Annotated in this window: 14 protein-coding genes and 2 pseudogenes; 13 read left to right on the forward strand and 3 right to left on the reverse strand. The window is 57.8% G+C overall.

What is annotated here, in order from left to right; all coding sequences use genetic code 11:
* Positions 1 to 278 precede the first annotated feature (278 nt).
* The 13 genes and pseudogenes from ACFQO4_RS18455 to ACFQO4_RS18515 all read left to right on the forward strand — a co-directional run bounded on the left by ACFQO4_RS18455 (position 279) and on the right by ACFQO4_RS18515 (position 14,999).
* The gene (locus ACFQO4_RS18455) at positions 279 to 3,728 is read left to right on the forward strand and encodes a hypothetical protein (protein WP_500262322.1); all 3,450 of its coding nucleotides are present in this window, start codon (positions 279 to 281) and stop codon (positions 3,726 to 3,728) included.
* Entirely contained in the window at positions 3,725 to 5,221 is a 1,497-nt protein-coding gene (locus tag ACFQO4_RS18460) for a hypothetical protein (protein WP_500262323.1), read from the forward strand. The genes ACFQO4_RS18455 and ACFQO4_RS18460 overlap by 4 nt, the downstream gene beginning before the upstream one ends.
* On the forward strand, positions 5,221 to 6,018 hold the full coding sequence (locus ACFQO4_RS18465) for a hypothetical protein (RefSeq protein ID WP_500262324.1): 798 nt from the start codon (positions 5,221 to 5,223) through the stop codon (positions 6,016 to 6,018). Before ACFQO4_RS18460 ends, ACFQO4_RS18465 begins: the two co-directional genes overlap by 1 nt.
* Positions 6,019 to 6,200: 182 nt before the next feature.
* Positions 6,201 to 6,515, forward strand: a complete 315-nt coding sequence (locus ACFQO4_RS18470; RefSeq protein WP_500262325.1) for a hypothetical protein — start codon at positions 6,201 to 6,203, stop codon at positions 6,513 to 6,515.
* Positions 6,505 to 6,891: a hypothetical protein gene (locus ACFQO4_RS18475; protein WP_500262326.1), complete on the forward strand. Its 387-nt coding sequence runs from the start codon at positions 6,505 to 6,507 to the stop codon at positions 6,889 to 6,891. Before ACFQO4_RS18470 ends, ACFQO4_RS18475 begins: the two co-directional genes overlap by 11 nt.
* Positions 6,892 to 7,048: 157 nt before the next feature.
* A complete protein-coding gene (locus ACFQO4_RS18480) occupies positions 7,049 to 8,473 on the forward strand; it encodes a DEAD/DEAH box helicase family protein (protein WP_500262327.1) in 1,425 nt (474 codons plus the stop codon).
* A 118-nt stretch (positions 8,474 to 8,591) separates the two neighbouring features.
* A complete protein-coding gene (locus ACFQO4_RS18485) occupies positions 8,592 to 8,750 on the forward strand; it encodes a hypothetical protein (RefSeq protein ID WP_500262328.1) in 159 nt (52 codons plus the stop codon).
* Positions 8,725 to 10,791, forward strand: a complete 2,067-nt coding sequence (locus ACFQO4_RS18490; RefSeq protein WP_500262329.1) for an AAA family ATPase — start codon at positions 8,725 to 8,727, stop codon at positions 10,789 to 10,791. The genes ACFQO4_RS18485 and ACFQO4_RS18490 overlap by 26 nt, the downstream gene beginning before the upstream one ends.
* 2 nt (positions 10,792 to 10,793) lie before the next feature.
* Positions 10,794 to 11,291, forward strand: a complete 498-nt coding sequence (locus tag ACFQO4_RS18495; protein ID WP_500262330.1) for a DNA phosphorothioation-associated 4-like protein — start codon at positions 10,794 to 10,796, stop codon at positions 11,289 to 11,291.
* Between the two features lie 578 nt (positions 11,292 to 11,869).
* Positions 11,870 to 12,340 carry a hypothetical protein gene (locus ACFQO4_RS18500; protein ID WP_500262331.1) on the forward strand — a complete coding sequence of 157 codons (471 nt, stop codon included), beginning with the start codon at positions 11,870 to 11,872 and terminating at the stop codon, positions 12,338 to 12,340.
* Positions 12,341 to 12,444: 104 nt separating this feature from the next.
* Positions 12,445 to 13,590, forward strand: a complete 1,146-nt coding sequence (locus ACFQO4_RS18505) for a hypothetical protein (RefSeq protein WP_500262332.1) — start codon at positions 12,445 to 12,447, stop codon at positions 13,588 to 13,590.
* A 191-nt stretch (positions 13,591 to 13,781) separates the two neighbouring features.
* Positions 13,782 to 14,603, forward strand: a pseudogene (locus tag ACFQO4_RS18510) (DUF955 domain-containing protein).
* Between the two features lie 72 nt (positions 14,604 to 14,675).
* Positions 14,676 to 14,999, forward strand: coding sequence for a DUF6788 family protein (locus tag ACFQO4_RS18515; protein WP_500262333.1), 324 nt, complete (start codon positions 14,676 to 14,678; stop codon positions 14,997 to 14,999).
* 84 nt (positions 15,000 to 15,083) lie between these two features.
* Here ACFQO4_RS18515 and ACFQO4_RS18520 read toward each other — a convergent pair whose 3' ends face one another.
* The 3 genes and pseudogenes from ACFQO4_RS18520 to ACFQO4_RS18530 all read right to left on the reverse strand — a co-directional run bounded on the left by ACFQO4_RS18520 (position 15,084) and on the right by ACFQO4_RS18530 (position 17,605).
* A complete protein-coding gene (locus tag ACFQO4_RS18520) occupies positions 15,084 to 15,779 on the reverse strand; it encodes a nucleotidyltransferase domain-containing protein (protein WP_500262334.1) in 696 nt (231 codons plus the stop codon).
* Positions 15,776 to 16,450: a helix-turn-helix domain-containing protein gene (locus tag ACFQO4_RS18525; protein WP_500262335.1), complete on the reverse strand. Its 675-nt coding sequence runs from the start codon at positions 16,448 to 16,450 to the stop codon at positions 15,776 to 15,778. The genes ACFQO4_RS18520 and ACFQO4_RS18525 overlap by 4 nt, the downstream gene beginning before the upstream one ends.
* Before the next feature lie 130 nt (positions 16,451 to 16,580).
* Positions 16,581 to 17,605, reverse strand: a pseudogene (locus tag ACFQO4_RS18530) (IS630 family transposase).
* Positions 17,606 to 17,662 lie beyond the last annotated feature (57 nt).

A 17,662-nucleotide genomic window follows, 5' to 3' on the forward strand; every position in this document is an offset into this window, starting at 1 on the left:
CCGATTTGAATTGGGAAATCAGGTGTGGCTTTAGCGACGGTAGATATTCCGATAAGAATGTCATTATTTGTCACACCCACTACCTTGTATAATATCCCCACAAATTATACAAAGCAGTTATATCCCCCGGGAGGCAACTGGTGTGATACCCGAAGGTGTCAATGCGGCCGGCAGCTTCTGGCGAGCGGAGAAGACGCTATGTACAAACTAACAACCCCCTCACGGGGACCGATCAGCGACGAGTGCGCACAGCGCATCTGGGCCAAACGGAGGTTCCAGTGACCAACCACAACGAGCCGCCAGTGGAACTCGGCCAGAAGCCGACGGTGACGAGGCCATTCGAGGACATCTCAAAGCCCCACCGGCGCGCACGGCAGGCTGTTGAGAAAGCAGTAGAGACCATCGTGAACGGTGGAGAACCGGCTCCCCCGTCAATCCGCGGCCCCCTGCGCTCGGGCAAGACTGCTCTGCAGTATCACATGTTCGTTCACGCGTGGGAGCAAGAAGTTCCCGCCCTCTACGTCGAGGCAAGCACGCTCTTGAGTCAGTTCAAACAAGCCGAGTGCGAGTCATTCGGCGACTGGATCGACGAGCGAGCACAGGCACAGGTGGCGGCACTGCTGGAAGGAGACCTTGATGCTGTCGAGTGGCTACCAAACGACACTCCAACTAACCTGAAGGCGTGGTTCGAGAGCATCCCGGCGTCGACGACAACCGAGCGCGTGATCCTTCTTGTTGATGAGGTAGAACAGAAGTACACCGAGTTCCTTAGCGCGACCGGAGTCGACGACAATAACCCGCTGAGGAAGCTCCTCGACCAGAGTCGGCTCTTCCCGGTCCTCTCGATGGGGCAGATCTCGGCGATGCAGTTCGTCGGGTTCGCAGACATGAAGCGGACGGACCCGATCTCGATCCCGCCCGTCACCATCAGTCACATCCGCGCACTACTGGAAGAGCGCAGCCTCGATCCGGCACTCGATCGGGTCGTTTTCTGGCTCACGCGTGGCCGGGCCGCCCATGTCCACCAGGTCGTGCGGGACGCTGAGCGGAACGAGGTCTCCCTAGAGGATCGCGAGACACTCACCCAGTGGCTAGCTAGCCTCGCCGACGAGCGCTCTACCGAGTTCCGTACAGTGCGACGGGTATGGGAGCACCCTGATGTCGACGACACGGAAGCTGCGGCTACGTCCGTCGCCTTCGGCGCCGAAGGGTACGACGACTGGATCGTCGAGAGCGAGACGTGGTATCCCAACGATGAAATCGTCGACGTCGTCGAGGACATCATCCTCGAGACAGACACGTTCACATCCAAGGATAGAGAAGCCGACGCCACTCACGAGGCACGGCAGATCGCCCGCGAGAGTATCGAACGCGTCGTTAACGGCATCGCCGTCGGTCAGGGAGTGGGTCCCGCAGACGGGGCCGTTCCGACTGGATGGCTGACCGGTCCGCAGGACGACCGTTCTGAGAGCAGAGCGTTTCTATCTCTCGTTCAAGATCTCCTGCTGGCGTTCGAGGCCGAGCGCCCGGCGCGGAACATCGCGTTCGACGCACTCGAGGAGACTAAAGAGCGGTTCAAGCAGCAATACGACACGAGGGTGGCCACAGTCGCCGCCGAAAGCGGGCGCGCATGGACCCTCCTCCCGTCGGTGCTCGAAGAAACGTACCCTCCGCTGGCGACCGAACCTTCCCGCCTCACAGGCAAACAGACTGATGAACTGATCGAGACATGGGAAGCCGGCGGCCTCGAACTGTCGGTTGACGCCGCGGCGACGGTGTACGCCTGTCCGACCGAGATCTCCTTCCAGGCTCAACTCGAACGGCTGCCGCCGGATCCAACTCACCCAGTCGTGGTGCTCGTCGACGAGACCGTCGACGCGAAGTCCGTCGTCGACTCTATGCCAGTGGCGGCGGCACTCGAAGAACACAGCGCACTATCAGTCGTTCCCGTACCGACCGCGCGGGTGTGGACGTTCGTCATCCAGCTGTCGGCCCTCCTCGAGGAGGAATTGAACGACGCCTACACAGCGACTGAAGATCAGATAGAGGCACTGCTGGAGACCGACCTCCGACGCGAGCAGCGGACGACGATTAAGACGCTGTACACCCACCTCACGACCCGCGTGGCGGGAGAGGCAGCGGCGACCGCCGTCGAGGCCCACAAACAGCAGTTCACGGTCGGGGGACACTACGTCTGGGCACACCAAGAGCTCGCAGGCACGTCGTTCCTCGCGCCACGTGGTGGGCCGACTAACGGCCGCCACTCCATCCTCGGACTTCTCGCCCTCGGTTGTGAACCCGACTGGAACGATCCGCACGGGCGATTACTGAAAGCCATCAAAGACGGGATGGAGCAGGACGTCATCGTAACCGCGAGTCGATTCGATTACAAGGAACTCCTGAACAGCCTCACCACGGAGGGCGAGTACGGCAAGGCCATTCGCGACATTCGTCGGGTGTGCCGAGACAGCGATGATACGCCCATCGCGGAGGTGACGCGAGTCACGAACGCCTTCGAGGCAGTCATCGATGCGAGCACATCCGACCATAAGCCGCTCCTTTCGGGGCTGTTCGACCAGGAATCGACCAGGGAGAACACAGATGCAGACCAAGTCCAGCAGTTCGTCAAATCGCTCTCCCCGACTGAGACGGGGGAGACCACCGATGACGTCCTCTGGGCGTTGGTGACGGCGAGTCTGGCCCGCACAGACAGTACGTACATCAGGGATATGCTCGCGGAGGTCGAAGATACGTACGACGACCACGTCCAGACCCTCGATGGGTACCTGAACGACGTCGGCCGGGCCCAGAGCCTCCTAGCGCTCGGTGGAGAGGAAGACGAAAATGATGAAACAGTCGTCCCCCTCACCACCATCGAGAATGAGTTTGACACCCTCTCGAAAGAACTCGAGCGACAGTCGGGAACCGAGTCGGCCGACGCTGGGACCGAAGCTAATACGGACACCGACGTCGATTCGGTCGAAAACCGGCTGGCACTGAGAGTCACCCTCGATACCACTCACATCGAGACCTACCGGAAGAACCTCGTCGCCGTCCGCGACGCCGTCAGTGACGCCAAACATAAGTCAACAGCGGCGAACTTCAGGCCAACAGGCTACGCTCTCGCGGTGCTCGCCGCACGGTACGAAGATGTCATCCGTGACGCCGTCCACGAGATCGAACGGGCGACGCCGAGTGACAGCAATCTGAGCCAGGTCAAAAACCTCTCGAGCGCAGTCAGGAAGTTACAGGCAACCCTCGACAGGGATGAGATCGATCTGTCAGTCGACGAACGTCCTGGCGTTGAAGCGTTCGTCGAGAACCTCCTCGACTTCCAGCCTATCGCGGGCAGGCGGATCACCGTTGGCAACCCAGACGACGAGTCGATGGACACAATATCCGAGGTCAACCGAGCCGCAGGAATTCGGACAGGGCAGGTCGAAGACCTGACCGACGAACTCGATGAACTCGTCGAGCTGCAGGAGGGTGTCGACAGGCAGACGACCGCGACACGTCGTGAGTTGAAGGCGCTGGTGACACACCTCTCTAAGCCCGGCGTCGATATTGAGGGCGACTCACCGCCGACCAAGAAACTGCTCAGTGACGGGCAAGACAACCTGGGAGGAACTGGCGAGAAACAAGACGCGATCGACACTGACCAGACGAACACGAAGACGAACAAGGACACAGAGACGGATGCAAACACGGAGACGGAGGAAACAGCATGAGCACGACCAATAAGACGGAGTATCGTGTCGACGAACCTAGCGCCCTCGACGACCTCGAGTCGTTGATCGGTGGCCAGAAAAACAAACTCAGCCGCCTCGAACAGCTGTCTGACGAAGTGGATGGCCTCTACGCGGACGCCCCAGAACTGGACACCGAGGGTCGAGAGACAGTCGCACAGGAGATGCGCGAGGTCCAACACAACTTCGCCAGTGTCAGCACTATCAAGGAACTCGAAGCGACGAAAGACCACGTCGCCGAGGTCGTCGCGGCGCCGTGCCGCCAGGCCGTCAAGCGAGCGCGGTCGACGCTGTGTGAGACCGTCGGCATTAAAACGAAGATCACCGACGAGACGCTCGAGTCACTGAACGATGCACTCCAGCGTCGCGATCCGGACGAGCTTCGGGAGATGGCGACGTCGTTCGACGATCTCACCGACCGTCTAACTACCTGCCCAACGGCAGCACAGACCGCCGTGGGTCAAGCAATCACGACGGATGTCCACGGCCACCTGTTGGACACTGACTCGAAGCTCGACTCACTCGTCACGACCGTCGAAGGACAGGTCAACGCGCTCGAGGCCGTCGACGACGCTCTCGACGGGTTGGACTGGGACCTCGAGACGGCGCTCGCAGAGACAGCCGACTACTACGGGTCCGACGAAGCCCGCGTCGATGCCGATCGGATTGTCGAGTACATCGACACGATCGACGCCCGCCTCGCAGAAACGAACACCCTCGATCTGGCAGATTTCGCCCACACCCACCTGGAGAGTGGGCTACCCGTCACGGAAGCAACTGAACTCATCGATCTCTTCAAGCGGCTCTCTCGCGGCGTCACGGACTGTGCCAGTCATGAACAGACGTTCGTGTACGCGGGCGCTCTCGTGGAAAACATAGAGAACCCAGCTGCACACAACGCCGAGGCGGTCGTCGAGCGACTCGAAGCGATCACCAACGTGGGCGAAGACGACCGCGGCGACGAGATGGTAACGAAGCTCGCAAACAAGCTCCGCTCGCTCGCCGAGGCGTACGGTGAGTGGGCGGCGATCTACGCACGGCAGCTCACCCGCGACGTGGTCGCTATCAACGCGGTCGAAGAGTACCTTACCGACCTGCCGTCCTTCGACGCGGTGGAGTCGACCAGTCCATCAGTGGTCGAAAACGGAGACGACGAGACAGCAAAAGCGGTAGAAGCAAATACACCAGACTACACATGGGTGTTGAACGAAGACCCTACTGCCGAGCGGGTGGCCGAACGGCCCGTTTCAGCTGTGGTGTTCCACCAACACTACGAAGCGTGGGTCGACACTCTCCGGGGCTCGGCGCTCGGAGAGGGCGGGGCAGACATCGATCACTTGCTCGCACTGGTCCGCGGCGAGAATGTCTCGGCCGTCGATGTCACCCCCGAGGCATTCGAGACGCTTGAGGAGCTACTCGGCGACATATTGGTACTCAAACTCACAGATAGCCCGGCAGAGGGGCCTAAGCGCTGATGGCGTCCCAGCTCGCGCGGCACCTTTGTGGTCGCCTGAAATCGGCGGCAGTCGTCGTCGAGCCAGAGCGCCGCGGCCGCGACCCGCAGCCGGGACGACCCGACTCTGTGTTCTGGCTCCGTCCGAGCGGGCTAGCCGTGGGCCGACTCGTCCCCCTTCTCGTCGAACTGGAAGGGGCAGGCAACTACCACGCGAGCAAGCAGGACATCCGGGCGTTCGCGAAGCGCCACCATCCCAATGACCGTCCAGAGAGAGACGACTTCCAGTACCACCTCAACTTCCCGACACTAGATCGGGGTTTAGTACAGGAGGTCACGGACGACGAACACTTCACGGAGGAACCGGCTCCGATGACCGTTCCAGTGACGTACGAGATGTATTCTCTCCCCTCTTCGACGGTGACGGGAGAGCGAGCTACCAGCGATGCGGCGCTCTATCAGGCACTCCAGCGCACGTTCAGACAGTCGCGATGGCAGCACGTAACGCCAACTGGGTTCGGCTCAGATGCCCGGATCGAGACGATCGGGCGGACCGAGATCGTTCTCTGGACGGTCGACTGGAATTTGCTCGGAGGTGCAGACACGGTCAGCGTGCCGTTCATCGTCCGAGCAGGTACTAACCTCGAGGGAATTCTTCGTGAGGTACTGGAGCCAGTGTCCTTGCCGATGGCTGCCGTTATCGACGGCGCGCCTGGTGCCTGTAGGGACGACCCGCGTTACGAAACAGGCGTGCGCTTTCCGTACCTGAGTCCGTCGAACGTTACCGAAGAATTAGAAGAGGTAGGCGGTAATGTATGAGTCAGTCTACCAGTGGGTTACCGTGTTCGCTTGCGGCTACAATCGCTGTGGGTGCTCGTCCCCCACCATCAGGACTTTCTATTGCACCGTCATCTCCCGATCGCCCTCGATCGTACGGTCGGTGAACCAACATCACTAATGCCGGACCACCGGTATCTGACAACACGACCAAATAACTTCCGATGGCACGAATAGACGCAAAACTTCCGACAGAGCTCGCAACGCTCCTCGAAGCGAGCGGCGAAGGTGGGCTCTTTCGCGGAAAAAGTGATACGACACGAACCGCGCTTCGCACGTACTTCGACCAGAACCCGGAGATCGCGATGGCGGCCGTTCGTGCGCTCGCGAGTGAACAAGACACAGACAGCCATGCGCTGACCCTGAGCGATGCCGTTCGCTTGACTGGATACCCACCGTCTGCGTTCTCCGAAGAACTGCAGGCGGTCCTCCGAAGTAACGCCGAGGGCGAGAAAGAGGTGAACACGGATGGAACATGAGGCACTCACCATCTCTGACGACCAGAAACGACTGTTAGACGGTGCAGTCGCTGCCGAGGTGTTTCCGAGTCGAAGTGCGGCGATCCGACGCGTCCTTACGGCGTACTTCATGGCGGATATTGAGCGGACGGCCGCGCTAGTCGCGACCAGCGACGACGTCGATTTCGAGTCTGTCGTTGAGATACTGGACGTCGATATCGAACAGTTCGCAGAACGGGTTCGGGCGCTCAACGTTGATGCAGTTCCGGATAGACTCAACACCCATCTGGAGGGCGACGACACTGACCGCCCTCTCGGGTCGGTCCTCCACGAAATCGAGGCCGAGATCCATGATCCCGAGGCGTCGAGCGATGACGCTGGAGGCGAGAACGAATGACAGGGACTCGAATCTCAAGTGTGAACGTCACCCCGACTGTGGGGGTAGGCTTGCACTTGACCCCGCACGTACGAGGAGTGGACCTGTTCACGAACGAGTCCGAGGGTGCTCTGGGAGAGTCTCCACCTGCACATATAGAACCGATGAGAGGATCGCCATGAGTCTCGAGCGCCCGGAGTGGGTCGAGCCCCGCGAATACCAACATGAGGCGGTGGAGTCCTGGGCGGAGGCTGGCGGCTGTGGCGTCCTTCAGATGGCGACAGGGACCGGCAAAACGGTTACTTCCCTACTGACGGCTGCACACGTCGCCGAGCAGATGGAGGGCAGATTAGCGCTGATTATCGCCGTCCCGTACCAACACCTCGTCGACCAATGGGCAGAGGATGTCCGGGACTTCGGTAGCTCCCCGATCCTTGCGTACGAGAGTCGTCGTCAGTGGCAAGAGCACCTCGAAGGTGAACTCGCAGAGTTCGACCTAGGCGTGCGTGAGAGCCTCGTCGTCATCACTACTCACGTCACCTTCGCCTCCGAGACGTTTCAGCGGGTGTTGAGCCGTGTCAACCGCGAGCGCTTCATGCTGATCGCCGACGAGGTCCACCACTTCGGTGCCCCACATCTCAAGACGTCATTGCCGACGGCTATCCGCCTCAGACTCGGTCTCTCGGCGACACCAGAACGTTTCTACGACGAGGAAGGGACCAAAGATCTCATGGAGTACTTCGGCGGAGTTGTTTACGAATACGGCCTCTCTGAAGCGATCAAAAGCGGCGCACTCTGTGAGTACTATTACGTCCCACACGTCGTCGAGTTGACTGAAGACGAAGCCGACAAGTATCTCGCACTGTCACGAAAGATAGCCCGTCTCATCAGCCGATCAGGTGGTGGCCTCGAGGACGCCGACATCCAGGAGAACAAGAACCTCCAGTTCGCACTGTTCAAGCGCGCTCGACTGATTGGGACCGCGGAGCGAAAACTCGATCGCCTCGTCGAATTGCTCGAACACGACGAGCAGACGAAACACACACTCGTCTACTGCGGAGACGGAACCGTCGAAGGGGAGATCACCTCCCGAACACGACGCCACGTCGACGCGGCCGTCTCCAGACTTCGGGGGCAACTCGGCCTACGTGCAGAGCGTTTTACGGCTGACGAGTCCCGAAGCGAACGCCAGACACTGCTAACGCGCTTCGACGAAGGAGAGATACAGGCACTCGTCGCCATCCGGTGTCTTGATGAGGGGGTGGACGTTCCGGCGACGCGAACGGCCTACATGCTCGCAAGTTCGTCGAATCCCCGGCAGTTCGTCCAAAGACGAGGGCGGATCCTGCGAACCCACCCTGGAAAACATCACGCTGTGATCCACGATTTCGTCGTCGCCCCACCACCAGAGATCCGCGAACATGCCGCCCGTGACGAGTCGCTGTTTACGACCGAGCGTAACCTCGTTAGACGTGAACTTGAACGGGTTACGCTGTTCGCCGAATCGGCACGAAACCACCCGGACGCAGAGATCGCAGGCATTCCGACCGACGCTGGCGCCATTGGCGAACTCAAACGTGAGTTTAACCTTCGCCAAATGTGATACCCATGAACCAATGTACCTACCCAACTACCCTGAACCGCTTCATGACCAGACCCTATAGAAGATATGAACTGTGTGATAGACATATTAATGCCCACAGACTGTCAGGTGATAACAGATGAGTGAACCCGATGCCGCAGAGGAGGTCAGTTCCGAGACGCTCGCACGCATTCGTGAGCGTACGCTTCGCGCAGAGAAGAAACAACTACATATGCGCAAGACACACAACATCATCCCCGAAATTAAGGAGATTGTCGAGGAGGAGATCCCGGAGTAATAGACTCATGCGATTACACAGACTCCACCTCACCAACTTCCGGCAGTTTCGGACGGGAACGATCGCGTTCGCACAGGGCGACAAGAAGAACGTTACTGTCGTCCATGGCCAGAACGGCGCGGGCAAGACGACACTGAAAAATGCGCTTACGTGGGTGTTGTACGACGAGGTAGACTTCACCCTCCGACCCACCAAACTCGCCAGTCAAGGGGCGTTCGCCGAGGCCGACAGTGGTGATACCGTCCACGTCGAGGCCGTTCTCGAATTTGAAGACAAAGATGTCGAGTACGAGCTCACTCGATGGGTCGACTACCAGAAACAGTCGGCGACCGATTATGAAGGTGAAATCATTGATGACGGCCTCTCACTGACGTTCTCGAATCCCGATGGAACCAGGGGTACACGGAACAATCCTCAAGACACCATTGAGCAGATACTCCCTACACGGCTGAGCTCGCTGTTTTTCTTTGATGGTGAGTATATCACCCGCCTCTCAGAGACTCGAAGCCAAGACGAGATCAGAAACGCTATTCAGAACATCATGGGGCTAAAGATCATCGAGCGCTCGATCAGCCACCTCGAAGCGGTTGAAGGGCGTTTCGAAGACGAGCTCCAAGAGTTCGCAAATACAGAACTCAAGTCTCTGATGGATCAACGTGCGACACTTCGCGAAAAGAAGGCAGATCGCGAGCAGGCACTGGACGCAGCTGAGGACACGAAAGATCGGTTGAACGGGGAGATCAACGAGATTAAGCGGAAACTCGAACAGATAGACAATTCGTCCGAGATAGAAGAAGAGCGCACCGAACTCGAAGCGGAACTTGAACAGGTCGAATCGGATATCGCAGCCGTCAACGACGACATCGAAGACACAATCAGTACCAAAGGCCATCTTCCCTTTGCCATGCCGGCGGTCGAGGCGACGGCAAAGGATCTCGACCAGCTCCGCGATCAGGGAGCAATCCCCTCTGAGGTGTCGAACCAGTTCATCGACCGGTTGCTAGCCGACAAGGAGTGTCTCTGTGGCCGCCCTCTCGAACCAGGGACTGACCCGTATTCCGACGTCGAAGCGTACAAATCAGAGGATGTGACCGAGGGGTTCGACCAGGCGGCGATACGTATCATCTCACACCTAACCCAGCTGGATTCAGAGCGAACCGAGTACTTCGAGCGCATATCGGAGTTACTCGAACGTCGCTCGGAACTCCGTGACCGAGAACAGGAGATCGCAGAACAGCTGAGTGAGATCAGCGCCCAGCTTGAAAAGATAGACGTCGTCGACCCCAAGACCGGGGAGTCCCCAGCCGAGCTGGAGACAGCACGAGATTCGAAGGCTGCCAAACTCAAAGAGACGGAACGCGACATCGTCCGCCACGAGATCAAGATCGAAGAGTTAGACCAAGAACTGTCGGCAGTGAACACCGAGATCGACGAAGCACGCCAAGATAAAAAGGAGGCCGAACTCGCGCGAAAGCGAATGCGTGCCACAGAAGACGTTCGCCGTCAACTTGAGGCGTCGTTCAAAGATCTTCAAAAGCGGGTCCGCAATTGGTCAAACAAACTTGTCGAAGAAACCTTCGAGGAGATCGCAACCAAAGGGTATCGCGCAGAGATCACAGATGCGTTCGAACTCCGTATCAAAGATCAGGTCCAGGACGAGTACCTCGAAGTCGAGAAGTCGCGTGGCGAGCGCCAGATAGCGAGTCTCACCTTCATCAGTAGTCTCGTCCAAATTGCACGAGAGCGCTACGAGTCGAGCGACGACGCGGAGTACTTCAGCGGTGGGATCTATCCCATTGTGATGGATTCACCGTTCGGCGCACTTGACGACGACCACCGCCGTCAGGTGAGTCGGGTTATCCCTGAGATGGCCGAGCAGGTAGTCGTCCTCGTGACAGACTCCCAGTGGCGAGGGCCCGTCGCGAGCGAACTCTCCGAAATCGCAGGGCGGCAGTATCGCCTCGAGTTTGACCCAGGTGACCGATCAGAGACTTTCCCTCAGACGACGATCGAAGACGAAACTGCGGTTACGGAGGCCTAACCATGTCAGAATCAACTATTCGACAGAACTACTACCGAAGTTCGCTATACGACAAAATGGTCGAGGAGTGGGATCTCTTCAACACCTACGTCGACTTCTTCGTCTTCGCAGGATGTGTAGGGTATGCGACTATCGACCGGACGACTGCGGCGGGCTACAGCACGAACGAGTATGCAGGGGAGGGAGACACTCAGGGAGAGATGCTCTGGATGCACCTCTCGGACAAGACGACCTATCGGGCGGTTGCAGCCTCAATCGCCTACCAGCATACGAGCGACCCCGAGGCACTGGTCGACCCGAAGATCCAACTCGAAGTCCTTGCTCGATATGCACGGGCGGGTGTCGAGCGACTCGAGGCAGAGTTCGGGGAGTCTGCAAGTACTCCTAGAGATGGGCTCGTTTCCTTCATTGAGAATGAACAACCGAATGGTGAGTCAGACCAGGAGGATATCCTCGGGGGTATCGTCGAGAGTTTTGACCAGAGTATGACCGGGAGTTGAGATTCACAAGGAATCGACAGCATTGAGTCGTGCTGTCACTGCTTGGTTGGTGTTGGAGAGATATCCGAGGGATAATTGCTGGGATCCGGTGAAGATCTTGTCCGCCCTCTCCGGTCTGGCGAAAGTTAACCAACACATCTGTCTTTAGCTAAGAGAAAAACCGCGTGACAGCGTTGACGTATCGGGGCTACTATCGTTTCTCTCCGAGTTCCTCGAAAAGCACGCCAAGGAACTCGGCGTGGTTGAGCGACGAAATGATAAGGAGGACTCGCTGCGGGTAGTCATCCCGAAGCCAACCCGGAGTGATCGACAGTCATCAAAATCATAGCGCACTCTTCAATCCACATTCATGCAGTTTCCACCTTTCTTGTTTCGTTGAGAGTCAAGTGGATCGAAGTTGTTTGAAGAGTCAGATGGATCAGGAAGCACTTCGGAATCTTCAGTCCCGATTTCCCGGGCACAGCTGGGCCATCTGGAGCGACACATTTCCGGCTGAAGGATGCCTCGAGGAGGATCCTGAACAATTCGAGGCGTTCGTCCACACTAACAGCGATCGACTTACCAGTGACGTGATTTTGATGTCGCTGAACCCCTCAGCGGTTGTTCCGCCGGGTTACCAGAATTTTCACTCCCCATCGTCGACCCACTTCGACGATCGACTGAAGTCGTTCATCCAGGAGAACGCTCTAGAGAATATTATCGGGGCGTACATGACCGACATCGTTCCTGATGTCGTCGATCCCAATTCGAGTAACGTCGCGCCCGCTGAAGCCGACACCGACCGCTTTCTCGAGTTGCTGGCGACGCTCGGCCACGGCGCGTACGATGTGATTTGCTTCTCTGGACAGGCGTTCGAAGCCCTCCGTGAGGTCGTTGAGGCCGACGAGATCGACCTCGAACACAACATTACCGCCTTCACTGGAGTGGCAAACGAAGTGGAGATTACTGCCTACCGCGTCTGGCATTACTCGAATTACGGTGCAAACGTGGCCAAAATACCAGAACTGGAGCGGCAACTCCGGTACTTGAACGACGAGATTCTCGAGTAGCAACTCCGAACGCCGAAATCGAATTCGGTCACACACCGGTTCTCGGGCCGCCCTTGATTCATCTGGTTGATACGCTCAAGTGGCCAGCCGTGGTAGAGTGGGGCATGACCGACGCACTCGCGCGATATCTCACCATCGAGAGCGAGGACGATTTGACCCGGGTCGTCTTTGGAGTGTTGGACGTACTCGGTCCGACGCTCTTAGCCGAGATTCTGGGTCTTCCCGAGGAGTGGGCCTCGACAGAGCTTCAAATCAAGTTCCACACCCGGATCGACCCTCGAGCCCACCGGATCCCCGACGTGGTGATCAGGGATGGGGCGACCACGGTGATCATCGAGGCGAAGCGAGGAACCACCATCGACATCGAGCAGTTACGAGAGGAACACGCCGATCTCGATCAGTACGGAAACGAGCGACAGCAACTGATGGTCGTGACCGGTCACGAGTCCAAACCAACGGCGGTCGACGAACTCGACCTCGATAACGTCGAGTGGATTGGCTGGCGAGACATCGCCCTTCGCACTTCAAACACCGATCGCTCGACGCTGTCGCATTCCCAACGACGACTGCTCGACCTCCTCCAGCGTAAACTCGAGGAAGAGGGGTACATGCCGTTTGCCGGTTTCTCGGAAGAGTTGCTCGAGGAACTGCCCGACATCTGGGAACTGTCGACCCAGTACTACGCCCACGTCGCCCGATTGTACCGGGCTCTCGAGGGGAAGCTCGTCGAGCAGGGTCTGCAAGCGAAAAACGTGTGGCGTGACGGCATTTCACAGGATTTCAACCGCTTCCCGGCGGAATTGCGGTTCGTCTCATCACACCTGTGGGTCGCCTACGGGGAGCCCGGTACCGAGATCACGAACAAGGAGCACCACTATCTATTCGTCGCGTTCTGTGTCGAAGACGGCGAGACGCCACTCATACGCGTTGGCTACTCGGTAAGTCCAAAAGGGCATCCGGAGGTGCGGGCAGCCCTCATCGAAAACGCGGGGACGATCACTGAATTTCTGCTCGAAAACGACCGACAACTCCTCTACACCGATCGAAATTTCCACGTCGACGATCGAATTGTCGACGGGTCGGAGATGAAATCGTTGCTCACCGCCGATGATACACTGTCGAACCTCAACCGGGTACAACTCGCCACCGAATACGGCCGGGGTCGCCTGGTCAATCCGAATTTGACGGAACTGGTGGCCGACGACCTTCTCGATTTTCATGAGTTTGTCCACTCGAACTTTGACCACTGAGTGATTCGCTACCGGGGAACCGAACTGTCGAAAATTAACCAACATAGCCGAAGACTCCAAAGGTTCGTTGGTTAAGTAAGAGTTTGTCTGTTCGGATTTTGAGCGGGGAGGTAGACGAAAAAACAGAACCCACACACCCCTGATATAGAGTGAAAGATGGTCGAGAGAGTGAACAAGATCCACAGGACGACATTGATGCGGTGCAGGCCAGAGCGGAGTTCTAGGAGTGGTCGAGGTCCAGAGTCGTTTCCACGACTACTCCCATTGGAACACACTGCTCATCAACCTCCAGTGTCCCGAGGCGACGAAGGTCGCCGGCTTCACCACCTGGCGGAACGAGTTCGATCGGCATGTCCAGGAGAGGAACAGGCGATCTGGATCTGGGCGCCGATCATCACCAAGCAATGCCCAGAATGCGAGAACTCGCCCAACTACCACGAGGACAGCGACTGTGACTACGACGAGAGACCAGCCGAGGAGTGGTCGAAAGGGTCGTGGGATTCAAGCCGGCCGCTGTCTTCGATATCTCACAGACCGAGGGAGAACCGCTCCCCGAGTTAGAAACAGAGGCGACGGGCGACGCCGAGGACCTCGTCCCTGTACTCAGAGAGGCAGCAGACGAACTCGGCGTGACGGTTCGCATCGTCGACGCTGACGAGTGGTCGCACGGCGACGCGAAAGGCGTCTGCAAACAGCGGGATATCCACGATTTCACGCCGATCGTGGAGGCGAAAGCCCGTCCGAACCAGGCCGACCTCGCGGTCACGCTCATTCACGAGTTCGCTCACGCACTGCTCCATTTCGACGTCGACGACGAGAACGAACGGTCGAAACGCGAGGTCGAAGCGGAAGCCGTCGCATACATCGTTGGTCGGTATTTTGGATTGGATACGAGCGGGTCGGCGTTCTATCTCGCTGCGTGGCTCGGCGACGACCCTGAGGTAATCCAGGATCGACTCGGGCGGATCAGTTCGACCGCCCAGGAGATTATTGAGACGGTCGCCGAGGACTGAAGACACCGTCTCCGTGGATTAACCAACAAAACTATGCTTTTTGCGTCTGTGTTGGTTAACATCGATCAGCTCATGTCCTACGAGCCACCGACGCCCCCAGCGGACCTCCCCACCGACGTCATCGGCACACTCGACGACTACTCCCTCGAGCAACTCCGGTGCGTTGCCCGCTATGCCGAGGAACTCGCCGAGTATCGTGAGCGCGAGGCCCGCCTTGCCGAAGCGGACGAGAAAGTCGAACTCGATGAGCGTCCCGACGATCTTCCCGATGGCGTCCCCTCGAAAGCGACGCTCACGATCAAGGAGATCAACGACAACCGCTACTACTACTGGCAGTGGCGGGATGGCGACAAAATCCGCTCCAAGTACAAAGGACCAGTTAATCCCGACAAGTAAGTTCGTACTTGCTAAAAAAAGATATTCCTGATGAGACGGACCCAGAATTTGAGCGTCTCCAGGGTGAGTGTGTTACACCTGGTTTTAACGGAGCTGCTCTACTTCCTCAGATAGATACTGCTGGAGAGCTGTGATTGTCTCCGTCGAGACAGCTGATGCTCCGAAATCACTCCGATAGCCATGCTTGAGATCCTCGGTCTCTAAAATCTCTAATCCACGTTCGAGTTGCGCACACAGGTCATCTTCGTCTCCCCGATGCAAGTGAGGTGTGACAGTCTCTAGGTCGATCTCTTCTGCGACCGCCAGGACGTCTCGGAGATCCGTCTCGCGGCCGCTGTGGAGCTTCGCCGCCACGAGTACCGCTCCATCGATGACTCGGGCGGTCGTCGTCACTGTCCCACCGCTCACCTCCTGTTGGTGGCTGTGATCGTACAGGTAGTCGAACGACCACTGCGCCTCAGTCTGGCGACAGCCGAGGCCGTTCACCAGCAAATCGAAGCCGATCGGTTGCTGGGGAGCGAGTCGTTTTTCGTACTCGATAACCTCCGTATCGTAGAACCACTGCTTAGCGTGGCTGTCCGTCTCCTCGAATCCATGCGCTTCGAGAAACGCGACGAACTCCTCTTTGGAGTCCGGGGCGACGACGATATCGAGATCGGTCGAGAAGCGCGCATTGAATACCGAGACGGCATAGCCACCGACGAGGACGTACTGATTGCCGCTCTCGGTGAGTTCCTCGAGAAGTTCGATAAGTGCATCACTCCGATTGCCGAAACTCATGACTGGACCCGTTCAGTCTCTCGGTAGGCGACACCGAGGTCGAGATCCTCGTACATGCGGTCGAGCATCGCGAGCGCCGACTGGAACTGCACGTAGTGTTCGTACATATACTCGATCGTGTCCTCGCGGGGAATGACTGGATAGCCTTCCACATCCTCGATCTCGAGTGCCGGGTACGGATCAAGGACGACCTGCAGTGGACCAGCCAGTTCGTCTCTGGGCTGACGCTCGAGGGCGGTTGGCAGCCCGAACGATTCGAAGAACGCCTCCCAGGCGTCGACATCCTGTTCGCGAACAGCGATGAACAGCGGGTAGTCGTCGGGATCACGGCTGACTTGGTAACCGCCCTGAGTCCAGACATAAACGGCGTCGATTCGCGTAAACGCGAACGGCCAGTCACCGAACTGCGGGATGACGTACGCCTCCTCGATCGATGGCGGACTAACGCCGGCGCTCGCTGCGACTAGTTCACGTGCTGCGTCGCGTACACGATCATCGACAACGGAGAGGCCATCGTGGTAGTGGACATAGCCTGCGTCTTCGAGTCTGTTAGCCGCCTGTCTAACCGTTTCGTAAGGTGTGTGAAGGTGCTGTGCGACACGACGGATGGAATCGCCACTCTCGATGGCGAGGATGACTTGGGCCGCCGTGTCGTCGAGCACTTCGTACATCTGATGGTTACCAATAATCCGGTAACAGTTAAAAGTCTTAATGGTAGCCTCCGAATGCTGTAGCGACTTCTATTTTGAAGTGTCCGTCTGATTGGCTGATTCTATCCAATGGAACTGGCTATAGTAGACATTAGAGATGATTACTCACGATTGGAATCGAAAGTTGGTCGAGGGCGGTGTCGATCGCTGTTGTCAACTCAGCAAGTGAGTCGAAGAATCGGTTGCTCAGCGTTGATTCAGCTGTCTCCAGCACGCTTCGACTGGATTGAGATCCTACGAATACGCTGGTAACGTGACGAAGGCGAGGTCATCACGGGCCGCCAGGTCCGTGACGGTTGACGCCTGGAAATACGGCGCTCCATCGAGCATAACGAGCAAATCATCTTCGATTGCTTTGCATAATTCTAGAATGAAATGTTTTGCGTGTTCAGCGGTGACGGACGCTTCGAATCGGGAGAAAAAGTGATCACCGTTTTCGGTGTTCGCGCTCAACAGACACGTCCAGTCGCGTTGTCCAGAGAGTCCGTCAACTGGCCGCTTACCACGTGGTTTTCTCTCGCTAGGTGGCTCGACGTGTACGGATTTCTTGGTTTGATCGAGACAGGCCACGGTGGCGTCTACTTCCCGCCGCATTTTTTGAGCTCCTCGTGGAACATTTCTTGCTCGTTTTCGTCAGCTTTGACGGCGAACGTCGCGGTTTCTGGTAGGACAATCCCGCTTCTTTCAGCAACCGCCGACAACTCGGGAGTGAGTACTCGACATCGTACGTCTCGTCGAGATACTGCTGGACGAGCGCCGGCGTCCACGCCGGCGCGCCGAGCCCAACTTCCTCGGATGGTTCGTGGACAGTTTCTTCGAACCGTTCTTACTCAATTTCTGAGATTTTTCGTTTCCTCCCAGATTGATGACTATCAGTCACGGCCTGTTCGAGCGACTCGTCAGTATCGAGTCACGTGATCCAATTGTAGTTCGTTTTCCGTTCAGCCTCGTACCACTCGGAAGCTCAATCTGCGGAATGCCGTTTTTGGACGCAATTGCGGCTAACAACCGTTGTGTCGGCTTCTTTCCTTCGACGTTGCTGAGCGCGCTCTGAAGATCCTCGACGGAGATTCCGTCAAGAGTTCTATTGTGACGTCCTGTCGAAGGCGACGTCACGGTGAAAGAAATCGACGATAACCGCTACTACTGGCAATGGCGGGATGGAAAAAAGGT

It is taken from the genome of Saliphagus sp. GCM10025334, from assembly GCF_042663485.1.
Classification (GTDB): Archaea; Halobacteriota; Halobacteria; order Halobacteriales; family Natrialbaceae; genus Natronosalvus.

What these genes read in the sequence shown, in the direction of transcription:
- ACFQO4_RS18480 (WP_500262327.1), top strand. Translation starts at nt 7,049, where the DNA reads ATGAGTCTCGAGCGCCCGGAGTGGGTCGAGCCCCGCGAATACCAACAT.
- ACFQO4_RS18525 (WP_500262335.1), bottom strand. Translation starts at nt 16,450, where the DNA reads ATGTACGAAGTGCTCGACGACACGGCGGCCCAAGTCATCCTCGCCATC.
- ACFQO4_RS18505 (WP_500262332.1), top strand. Translation starts at nt 12,445, where the DNA reads ATGACCGACGCACTCGCGCGATATCTCACCATCGAGAGCGAGGACGAT.
- ACFQO4_RS18475 (WP_500262326.1), top strand. Translation starts at nt 6,505, where the DNA reads ATGGAACATGAGGCACTCACCATCTCTGACGACCAGAAACGACTGTTA.
- ACFQO4_RS18460 (WP_500262323.1), top strand. Translation starts at nt 3,725, where the DNA reads ATGAGCACGACCAATAAGACGGAGTATCGTGTCGACGAACCTAGCGCC.
- ACFQO4_RS18515 (WP_500262333.1), top strand. Translation starts at nt 14,676, where the DNA reads ATGTCCTACGAGCCACCGACGCCCCCAGCGGACCTCCCCACCGACGTC.
- ACFQO4_RS18500 (WP_500262331.1), top strand. Translation starts at nt 11,870, where the DNA reads ATGTCGCTGAACCCCTCAGCGGTTGTTCCGCCGGGTTACCAGAATTTT.
- ACFQO4_RS18520 (WP_500262334.1), bottom strand. Translation starts at nt 15,779, where the DNA reads ATGAGTTTCGGCAATCGGAGTGATGCACTTATCGAACTTCTCGAGGAA.
- ACFQO4_RS18495 (WP_500262330.1), top strand. Translation starts at nt 10,794, where the DNA reads ATGTCAGAATCAACTATTCGACAGAACTACTACCGAAGTTCGCTATAC.
- ACFQO4_RS18470 (WP_500262325.1), top strand. Translation starts at nt 6,201, where the DNA reads ATGGCACGAATAGACGCAAAACTTCCGACAGAGCTCGCAACGCTCCTC.
- ACFQO4_RS18485 (WP_500262328.1), top strand. Translation starts at nt 8,592, where the DNA reads ATGAGTGAACCCGATGCCGCAGAGGAGGTCAGTTCCGAGACGCTCGCA.
- ACFQO4_RS18465 (WP_500262324.1), top strand. Translation starts at nt 5,221, where the DNA reads ATGGCGTCCCAGCTCGCGCGGCACCTTTGTGGTCGCCTGAAATCGGCG.